The organism is Natrinema sp. LJW11, from assembly GCF_056135975.1.
In genome coordinates, this window is record NZ_JBWBDM010000011.1 from 134,162 (window position 1) to 143,817 (window position 9,656).

General features: G+C 61.9%; 8 protein-coding genes, 1 tRNA gene and 4 pseudogenes. 1 reads left to right on the top strand and 12 read right to left on the bottom strand.

Features of this window, described 5'->3' with window-relative positions:
- Window positions 1-161: 161 nt before the first annotated feature.
- The 3 genes from AC0QDI_RS23015 to AC0QDI_RS23025 all read right to left on the bottom strand — a co-directional run bounded on the left by AC0QDI_RS23015 (window position 162) and on the right by AC0QDI_RS23025 (window position 3,081).
- Window positions 162-1,277 (bottom strand): lipid II:glycine glycyltransferase FemX, encoded by a 1,116-nt coding sequence (locus tag AC0QDI_RS23015; RefSeq protein WP_474672220.1) that lies wholly within the window; start codon window positions 1,275-1,277, stop codon window positions 162-164.
- 146 nt (window positions 1,278-1,423) lie between these two features.
- Complete coding sequence (locus tag AC0QDI_RS23020) at window positions 1,424-2,938, bottom strand: glycosyl hydrolase family 28-related protein (protein WP_474672222.1); 1,515 nt, start codon at window positions 2,936-2,938, stop codon at window positions 1,424-1,426.
- A 2-nt stretch (window positions 2,939-2,940) separates the two neighbouring features.
- Window positions 2,941-3,081, bottom strand: a complete 141-nt coding sequence (locus tag AC0QDI_RS23025) for a hypothetical protein (protein WP_474672223.1) — start codon at window positions 3,079-3,081, stop codon at window positions 2,941-2,943.
- Window positions 3,082-3,190: 109 nt separating this feature from the next.
- Here AC0QDI_RS23025 and AC0QDI_RS23030 point away from each other — a divergent pair.
- Window positions 3,191-3,504: pseudogene (locus AC0QDI_RS23030) on the top strand (PD-(D/E)XK family putative nuclease); the annotation flags it as partial.
- 213 nt (window positions 3,505-3,717) lie between these two features.
- Here the strand turns inward: AC0QDI_RS23030 and AC0QDI_RS23035 are convergent.
- The 9 genes and pseudogenes from AC0QDI_RS23035 to tuf all read right to left on the bottom strand — a co-directional run bounded on the left by AC0QDI_RS23035 (window position 3,718) and on the right by tuf (window position 9,328).
- A complete protein-coding gene (locus AC0QDI_RS23035) occupies window positions 3,718-4,548 on the bottom strand; it encodes an alpha/beta fold hydrolase (protein WP_474672224.1) in 831 nt (276 codons plus the stop codon).
- Between the two features lie 137 nt (window positions 4,549-4,685).
- A pseudogene (locus AC0QDI_RS23040) lies at window positions 4,686-4,937 on the bottom strand (transposase); the annotation flags it as partial.
- Window positions 4,936-5,247 (bottom strand): annotated as a pseudogene (locus tag AC0QDI_RS23045) (DUF7845 domain-containing protein); the annotation flags it as partial. The pseudogenes AC0QDI_RS23040 and AC0QDI_RS23045, both read right to left, overlap by 2 nt.
- Window positions 5,248-5,249: 2 nt before the next feature.
- A complete protein-coding gene (locus AC0QDI_RS23050; protein WP_474672225.1) occupies window positions 5,250-5,588 on the bottom strand; it encodes a hypothetical protein in 339 nt (112 codons plus the stop codon).
- 575 nt (window positions 5,589-6,163) lie between these two features.
- Window positions 6,164-6,397 (bottom strand): annotated as a pseudogene (locus AC0QDI_RS23055) (DUF7563 family protein); the annotation flags it as partial.
- A gap of 168 nt (window positions 6,398-6,565) precedes the next feature.
- Window positions 6,566-6,637 (bottom strand) — tRNA-Ala (locus tag AC0QDI_RS23060).
- A 265-nt stretch (window positions 6,638-6,902) separates the two neighbouring features.
- Window positions 6,903-7,574, bottom strand: a complete 672-nt coding sequence (locus AC0QDI_RS23065; RefSeq protein WP_474672227.1) for a rhomboid family intramembrane serine protease — start codon at window positions 7,572-7,574, stop codon at window positions 6,903-6,905.
- Window positions 7,575-7,753: 179 nt separating this feature from the next.
- Entirely contained in the window at window positions 7,754-8,062 is a 309-nt protein-coding gene (gene rpsJ, locus AC0QDI_RS23070) for a 30S ribosomal protein S10 (protein ID WP_004215311.1), read from the bottom strand.
- A complete protein-coding gene (gene tuf, locus AC0QDI_RS23075; RefSeq protein ID WP_474672229.1) occupies window positions 8,063-9,328 on the bottom strand; it encodes a translation elongation factor EF-1 subunit alpha in 1,266 nt (421 codons plus the stop codon).
- Between the last annotated feature and the right edge of the window lie 328 nt (window positions 9,329-9,656).

The following is a 9,656-nucleotide window of genomic DNA, read 5'->3' on the forward strand; positions in this document are numbered from 1 at the left end:
CGAGTCGGGGCCGTGGCCGCTTCCGAGGTCGTACTCGGGGAACGAACGAACGAGAAGACGATCGCCGCGGCGCTCGACCGAGCGGTCCGGTCTCGACGAGCGGCGACGAATCCGAATTCGATGTGCGACGACGGACGACCCCCGGGTCGTCGCCAGGACGCTTACGTGTAGTACGGCCAGTATAGCGACCGGCCCGCCTTTACCAGCGGCCAGATGGGACTACAGCCACGCTCCCAGACGAGAACCGGGACGGGGCTGCCGCCGAACCCCTCCTTGAACCGATAGACGCCGTCTTCGAAGTTCGTGTTCGTACTCCCGAAGTCGTACGTCTCGTAGCCGTGCTCGATTCCCCACTGGAAGACGTGATCGTAGAGCAGTTCCGATGCGTGATCGTCGAAGTACTCTCGAGGAACGGCGGCGAAAAACCCGTGGACCGTCTCGTGTTCGTCGTCGAGCAATTCGAGCATCCCGCCGGCGTACTCGCCGTCGATCCGGATCGTCAACAAGAGGAGGCGATCGTCTAACGCCTGCAGTTCGTCGAAAAACGAGAACGGATACACCGCTCCGTCGACGCGGTCCATGACGCCTTCGTAGGTCCGGTGAAACCGCCGCAGATTCTCCCGCGTGATCTCCTCCTCGACGACCTCGTAATCGATGTCCTGTCCGTGTTCGATCCCCCGCCGCCGGCTCCGACTCATCCCCTCGAGGAGGTCGTCGTAGCCCTCGGTGAGATCGAGCAGAAATCGACACTCTCGCCGGTAGGGCCGGTAGCCGTGGGACTGCAAGGCGTCGTTGTACCGCAGATAGCTCATATCGAGCCCCCGAATCTGATGGACGATCGTCCGTCCGCGACAGAGCCGCGGGATCGCTTCGATCACGCGCTCGAGGGACGCCTCCGTATCCGTCGGCAGCAACGGCCCGCCGAAGCCCGGATAGAGCGACGACAACCGATCGAACGGCGTCTTCTCGATCTCGACGACGAAGTTCGGCATGGCGCCGATCGTGTTCCCGTCCTTGGTGACCACCAGATGTCGCGGCGTGTACCCTAACCCCGTCTCGATCGCCTCGAGCCACTCGTAGCGATGGAAGACGCTCCCGCGACTCGAGCGCTCGACGATATCGTTCCACTGCGATTTCGCCACGTCACGCACCGAGTCGACGACGTCCACCTCGAGACTCGTCTCCGCTGTTCGCGCGGATCGCTCGTCCCGATTCGCGAACAGCGATCCGATTCGATGGAGTCTCGAGCGACCGTTGCCGCCGGTCTGTTGTGCCATTGCCCGTACCCAATGCGGGTTTCCTCTTTGGTAGTCCGCCCATTACTCAACGCTTGCGGATAGTAACGACTCCCAACCGATTACACGGCCGCGTCGTCGGTCGGTAGGCGATAGATACCCGCCCGCTCTCGGCCGACGGTGATCGATTACGACGATTCGGACGCGACCCACGCTCGAGTCTCACCGTCGTCATCGACGTCGACCCGCGTCCCGACATCGTCGAACGTGACGCCGCCGTAAGCGACGCTGCTCCCGGGCCCCGAGTAGATACCGACGGTCCCACAATCCGCCGCTCGAGCCGTCGTGAGCGTCACGTCGACGTTCTCTCGGAATCGGAACGCCTGATCGTCCGATCTTTTCGCAGTTACGTTACTCATCTTCAGATCGTCCATCTCGTCGAAGATGATCGCGTTCGTGAACGGGCCGTCGACGACGACGTTCGAGATCGCAGCGCCGTCGAATCCGGCGGCGTACAGCCCCGATCCGGCGGCCAGAACGCCGGCGTCGGTTCTGATCGTGGTATTACTGATCGTCAGCGCTCGTCGGCCGCTCTCGACGTGTCCTAGCGTGATCCCCCTCGCGTTGTCGATACACGAGACGTCGTCGATCGTCAGATCCGCGACCGCCTCGTCGGGGTCGGCCCTGATCGCCGTATACTCGCAGCCGGTGATATAGCCGTCCGTGATCGTGATCGACTCGTTGCTCCCGTGGTGGAGGTGAACGCCGTGCTCCGGGTCGTTCACCGGATCGATCTCGAAGTTCGTGAGGGTGCAGTTCCGGTTCGGGGTGTCGTCGTCCTCGACGAGCGTATACTCGCTCCCGTCCCACACGCCGTTCCACGATGCACCGGAATACTGCGCGTCGAACTGAACCGGCGCATTCGACCCGCTCTCGCCGCCTCGAGTCGCCCAGTAGCCGTCCACGACGACGTTTTTCGACGAGACGACGTCGATATGGTGATTGTAGGTGTGGTCGCCGTAAATGTTCTCCAGTCGGACGTTCGACGCGTGCGCGGGCATGATCCCGGTCGTCTCCGGCGTATCGATTCGGACGTTGCAAACGCCCCAGTTCGACGCGCCGTCGTATCCCGTCGCGTCGTAGCCCCGGTTGGAGATGAGCGCCTTGCCTTCCTCACCGTCGGGCCGCACCCCCTCGAAAACGGTCGAGCGACCCGCACCCGTGACGACCGTATCGTCGCCCACCAGCGGCGTCCGCTCGAAGAGATAGCGCCCCGGCGGGAAGTAGACGATTCCGCCGCCGGACTTGTCGACCGTCTTCAGGAGGTCGTGGACGGCTCCCCCGACCTCGGTTTCCCCGTCGCCCTCGATTCCGTGAGCCTCGACGTTCCACACGGGAGTCTCCGCGGTCCGCGCGTGGACCGTGCGCGTCGCTTCGAAGTGGCTCGTCCCCGGAACCGGTTGCTCGGCGCTCCCTCGCCCGCCAAAATAGTGCCAGTCCTCGCTCGAGGCGTCCCAGCGCCAGGTGATCCCCTGATCGGTCGCGTGAAACAGTTCGTCGTCGTACTCGCCCGCCGCGGGACGCTCGGCGATCGGCCCGTGGACGATCGCGTGCTCGTCGACCGCCTCGACCGTGTCGGTGTGGTCCCAATCGTCGCCCTCGTCGAACGTTCCCAGGCCGAGGCGCGGCGTGTCATCGGTCATGCTTACTCGCCTCCGTATCCCCGTCCGTACGCCGTTCCGTAGCCGGCTGTGGTGGCTTCGCTGTTCGTACATCCCGCGAACGTAACGCACGCGCCCGATGCCGCGAGGAGGACGTCCCGCCGCTGCAGTTCTGGACCGTTCATATAACCTGACAGTACTGACAACGTATAAGAATAGCCATGTGGCGAGTCTGTTGTAGTGTTTTCTTCGATCGGTGTCGCGCTCGAGAAACCCATAGTCGTGACGTGAGGGTTCGAACTCGAACCGGCGAGCTGGCACGACGCCAGATTCGGGATCGGGACGCTCGTCGAGATCGCATCGTCGATGTACGAGCATTCCGACGGACAGCCCGGGAACTGGAAGGTTTACCGTGAGTACCACGAAAGCTCCGGCGTCACGACGGCTGGTACAGTTTCGTCGTCTACCGGCCGCATGGTCGATCGGGCTGCACGATCCTTTGTGATAAGATGGTCCGCTCGAGCGATCTCCCATTACTTCGGTGGCACGGTGGCGGCGATCACCGTGGGACCGAACAGGCGAAGATCGCGATCGACTCTGTGTTTTAACAGTAGATAGCAGCACGGTTCCTTTCTTCAGAACTTTCCGTGAAACTCGAGGCGAGTACAGAGCAAGCAATTACCGAAGCGGCTATCGATCTATCCGAACTATGCCAAAAACTGCCTGCTGGATATAGAGGGTGAAATTATCATCGAAAGTTCTCTAATGATTCGCACAGGGAGACTGCATATCGAACGGACGACGCAACGAATAGGTGGCGGTTAGTTCGAGCCACGGATGAACGCAAGCACCTCATCAATGAAACGGTCTGGCGCGGTGTGCATCGCCATATGTTGTTCACCCTCGAAGGCAACGATCTGGCTGTTAGGGAGCGCTTCGTTCACCGCTTTCGTCGCGTCCTTGTAGAGGAGAGGGCTTTCGCCACCAGTTAGTAACAAGGTCGGCGTGGTCATCTCTGCGAACCGGCTAGCATCGAACTCGTACTCGGCGATCGCTTGCACCTCCCGGGGCAACGTATAGGCTGCATCTACCATATCCTGCCAAATTGGTGCTAAACGAAGCGTATCGATTTCCTCTGAGGGGAGACCGGCGATGCCACGCAGAAACGTCACAAGCGCCTGCTCGTTCTCACCGTGACTCACCAGCGTCCCCATTTCAGCTACTTCCTCTTCGACGTTGAGTTTGTGAGTACTGACCTGAATCGGTGGTTCGTACAGGATCAGATTGCGGAGGTTGTCAGTTAGCAGAGTCGCTTCCAGCGAATAGAGGGCTCCACCGGAATGGCCGAGCAGCGTCACTGGGTCATCGATCGCTTCGACGACTGCCGCTACGTCCTCGGCCTCTCGTTCCAATTCGTACGCAGTGGTGTCATCACTCTCGCCGCGACCACGACGTTCGATTGCATAGACCGTATAGTGCTCCGCAATCGAGGGGCGGACTTCACCCTCTTCCCAAAATTCATGTACATCGCTGTTACCGTATACGAGTACGAGCGGCGGGCCGCTTCCCGTCCGTATGTACGCGATTTCAGTCCCATCCGCGGACGCAACGGTTTTCACGTCCTTCCCTTCGTCCGGTGTTGTTGTCGGCATGCGTCAGTTCACCCGTGTTATGTAGGTGGATCAGTCACATAGCGTCATCTACTGACGGATTTGCACAGGCTGAAAAAGGCGTGATCAGCGAACGATACGCGCTCTGGGCCTTGTTTAGACGGGTGAGATCAGTGGTGTTAGAGCCTCACAGCTTGCTCGATGTTTCTGACGGCGGCCTTTAGGACGAGCTCTCTGAACTGGCCAAACCACGTTCTAGCCCGCAACGTCTCGCCGAACCGATGTTTCAGTGCGAAGAATATCGCCTCGACGATCGACCGGCGGTGATAGACGTTCTCGTCGTGGCGAGCGTGGTGTGCTTTGTCGAGTGGGTAGAACTCTCGATGTTTGATGACTGGGCGGATTCCAGCATCCCTGAGTTCGTGCCGAATGGCGCATATTCGGGAACCGCGGGCCGATGTTGTACGATGCCTTCCGCTCGCCGCGCCCACGGCCCACGATATCCCACTCGTAGAGTCGTTCGGCGTTGATCCCGTCCGACAGCCGCGGCGCGAATCCCGATTTGCTGTAGCGTACCTCCAGGTGCCAAGGCTCGCCGTCGATCTCGGTCGTGATCTCGAGGTAGCCCTCGAAGGGTTCGCCGAGCATCACCGACGACAGCGCGTCGTAGGGCCCGCGACCCCAGTCGGGCCACTTCCACCGGCCCTCGATCTCGTGCGGCGTCGTTTCGACTTGCGACACCGTTACTCACCTCGCTCACGCTCTCGCTCACTCTCGAGCAAGCCGGTGAGTACTGCAACGGGATTCCACCACGTCGCGCTCTGGCAGCCGTAGCAGACGTGCTTGAACGACGTGCAGTCGGTCGCCTCGAGCGTCGCGGGGTCGGCTTCGGGAGATTGGTCCATCTCCTCGAGAGTAGCGCGCTTGACGCGCGTCCGCCCACAGCCCACGCAGATCGCGTCGACGGGGATGCCGAACCGGCCGGCTGCCGAGCTCGCCAGTTCGGCCTCGAGGTCGCGGCCGTCTCGATCGGCGTCACCGCTGGCCTTCGGACTCTCGAGTTCCGACGCTCGAGAACTCATAGCGGTCCCTCCCGCGCGTTTCGAACCGCGCGTATACAGTCCGGACAGAGCCGACGTAGCGCGTCGACGCGATCACCACACCGTTTGCACTCGTCGGACTCGACGAGGCGGCTCATTGCGAACCACCGTCCTCGTGATCAGTACCCGACTGTTGTGAACATCGGTTGGTGCTTTTTTGGCTAGAAAAATTATTTCCAGACGTAGCCCGTCTTGGACGGAGAAGTATGGCAAGAAGGGATGATGTAGAGCGAGAATTAGCTGAGTGTACCGAGTGCGGTTCTGTATACGCGGCTCGCCAATGGCCTACTGGCGACATCCAGCCGATCGGAAGCGAGACCTGCGACTGTGGATCACTCGAGTTTCGTCTAATTGAAGATGTTGACGACGAATCTACTTCCAGTAAGTCGGTCGAAGAGTGAACGGTACCGCTCGAGGAGTGCCCGCCGTCGGCTCGAACCTCTCGGTTCTCGAGCGCCCGCCGAACGTCCTCGTCAGTCGCTTGATGGGCCGGATGGGCTATGGGTGTCCGACTCTCGACATCGTACAGCCGACTCGCCGGAACGAACCAGCGACACATCGGTCTCACCGCCGTGACGACCGGGTGACGTCTCCGGGTCCAGAATCGACACGTCGACGCCAGCAGCGGAGTCGCGGCTCAGTCGCGCGTAGGTATCGCAGTTGCCACAGCGATGGGCGCGATCGTCATCGTCACCGAAGACGCGGCGGAACTGATCGGTGATGTGGGCTCCGCAGTTGCGACAGGTCGAGTTGTCGACCGACGGCCAGGGCGCGACCGTCACGCCGACCACCCCCGGTTTCCTTCGCTGTAATCGACGGGCGGCGGAGACGTGAATCCCGCGCCCGTAATCACTCGATTTTGAGCGGGGCTATTTTCGCACGCACCCCTATCGAAGAATTCCGCGTCAGTCGCTAAGCCAGCGACTATCGAAACAATTCGAGACGTTACAACAATCCGATGGACTCGTCGGGATTTGAACCCGAGGCCTCTTCCTTGCGAAGGAAGCGATCTACCACTGATCTACGAGCCCTCGCACGTTCATACCCTCGGTTTCTATTTGAGGCTTGTGTTTCGGGGACGGAACGGGACACGGCACCACGGTGGGAGTCGGCTGTCGGTGTCGTGAGTCCCGGGCTCGTTGTAACGGCGTCCCCACTCGGTCCCAGCCGTCGTCTCACCGGACTCGAGAACCATCGAAAACCGACGGACACTAGGAGGGCCCTCGCGAGTTCGCTACTGCCAAACGGCTCGTACTCGAGCGCGCAGTCCCGCGAGGGCTCCGGCCAGCCGCGCGATCACACGGCGAGCACGCGAGCGCGTCCGGCGACGACCCCGAGCAGGAACCCCGCGAAGTGAGCGATCAGCGCCACGCCGGGCGAGGCGGTGGCGAGGGTGACCGCGACCGCGAGGCCGACGAGGACGAGGATCGACAGCCACTGCGGGACGTCGACGAACGAGGCCAGTCCGCTCGAGAGCCGATTCGACGCGACGAGATAGCCCAGCAGGGCGAAGACGGCCCCGCTGGCACCGAGGACGCCCGCCGTCGGTGCGACGGGAACGAACGGAACCGCCGCGAGTAGCCCCGTGAGAACGATCTGGGCCACGCCCGCGATCGCGCCCGTTATCGCGAAGAAGACGTGAAAGCGGATCCGCGTCGTCGCTCGGGCGACCGGCCAGCCGAAGACGACCAGTGCGAGGCTGTTCGAGAGTAGATGGCCGATCCCGCTGTGTGCGTAGACGCTCGTGACGATCGTCCACGGATTCGTCGTCAGCGGCGGCGCGAGGACGAAAAACGCGCCCATCACGCCCGCGAACGCGGTGAGTCCCTGAACGACGAAGACGACGGCGAAAACGACGAGCACCTCGAGGATCGGACTCCCCGATCCCGTCTGCGTCCCGTCGTTCCCGTCGGAATCGGGCCGCAGGTAGGTGTTCGACTGTGATCGTGACCGCGAGCGCCGCGCCATACGAGTGACTGCCACGGCGACCGACAAAAGTCCCGCCGCTTTCCGAGACGACGGGGGGCACGAGTACCGAGTGGATCCCGAGACGACTCCCCTCGGTCCGTGGCTATCGCTGGAGCACGGTACTCGAGGGCGACAAAAACGGTATCTAACTCGGCTGTAAGTCGGAACCGAAACCGACCTCAGTCTTCGAGGACGATCTCGATCGAGACGTCGTTTGGCACCTGGATGCGCATGAGCTGGCGGAGTGCGCGTTCGTCGGCGTCCAGATCGATCAGGCGCTTGTGGACGCGCATTTCCCAGTGCTCCCACGTCGCAGTGCCCTCGCCGTCGGGCGACTTCCGGGTCGGAACCTCGAGGGTCTTCGTCGGCAGCGGGATCGGACCGCTCAGGTTGACGCCGGTGTTGTTCGCGATCTCGCGGACGTCGTCGCAGATATCGTCGAGGTCGTCTGGACTCGTGCCCGCGAGTCGAACGCGTGCTTGCTGCATTTATTCTTTCTCGTGAACTTCGAGGACCTTTCCGGCGGCGATGGTCTGACCCATGTCGCGGATGGCGAAGCTCCCGAGTTCGGGGATCTCGCTGGACGGCTCGATGCTGAGGGGTTTTTGCGGTCGGATGGTGACCACGGCAGCGTCACCCGACTGGATGAAGTCGGGGTTCTCCTCGGCGACCTCGCCGCTTGCGGGGTCCATTTTCTTGTCGATGGACTCGATCGTACAGGCGACCTGCGCCGTGTGGGCGTGGAAGACCGGGGTGTAGCCGGCCGTGATCACGCTGGGGTGCTGCATGACGACGATCTGGGCCTGGAACGTCTCGGCGACGCTCGGCGGGTCGTCGGCGGGGCCACAGACGTCACCGCGGCGGATGTCGTCCTTGCCGATGCCGCGGACGTTGAATCCGACGTTGTCACCGGGTTCTGCCTTGGGCACCTCTTCGTGGTGCATCTCGATCGTCTTCACTTCGCCGCCCACGTCGCTGGGCTGGAAGGAGACGTTGTCGCCGGTGTTCAGGAGGCCGGTCTCGATACGTCCGACGGGGACGGTACCGATACCGGAGATGGTGTACACGTCCTGGATCGGGAGTCGGAGCGGCGCGTCCGTCGGTGGCTCCGGCTCCGGCAGGCTGTTCAGGGCCTCGAGCAGGATTTCGCCGTCGTACCACGGCGTGTTGTCGGACTCCTCGGCGATGTTGTCGCCCTCGAACGCCGAGATCGGGATGAAGGAGGCGTCGTCGGTGTTGAACTGGACCTGCTTGAGCAGTTGCTCGACTTCTTCGACGACGTCGTCGTACGTCGACTCCTTGTAGTCGACGATGTCCATCTTGTTGATGCCGACGATGAGCTCGTCGATACCGAGGGTTCGAGCCAGGAACACGTGCTCCTGGGTCTGGGGCGCGACACCGTCGTCAGCGGCGACGACGAGGACGGCGTTGTCCGCCTGGGATGCGCCCGTGATCATGTTCTTCACGAAGTCGCGGTGGCCAGGACAGTCGACGATGGTGAAGTCGTACTCGTCGGTCGAGAACTCCTGGTGGGCGATGTCGATGGTGACACCGCGCTCTCGCTCCTCGGCGAGGTTGTCCATGACGTAGGCGAACTCGAAGCCGCCCTTGCCCTTCTCTTCTGCTTCTTCGCGGTGCTGTTCGATGACGTGCTCGGGTACGCTCCCCGTCTCGTAGAGGAGTCGTCCCACGAGCGTACTCTTCCCGTGGTCAACGTGACCGATGATGGCCAGGTTCTGGTGTTGGTCGCTCATTGTTGTAGCTCACGCGCAGAGGCGCTTATATCGGTCTCTTTGGCTCGTTGCGGTTAAAACCATTTCGAAAGCGTATTCAGCCGACCCCGCCGCAGTCTTGCGGTTTGGCTAGCCTTCACACGCCACGGAACGTTCGGTGACGGAGACGCGGGCGGAAAACGGACTGCGAGCGCGGTGATTCCCGCTCGAGCGAGCGCCGAACTCCCGGCGCGCGATTCTGGTCACCTGTCGGGGTGGATCCGTTTGCAGTTCTATAGTAGGCGTTAGAAATAATTGCTCACTTTAGGGATAGAGAGTTGATCAAGAGCAGTATCAATCGCTGTTGTGA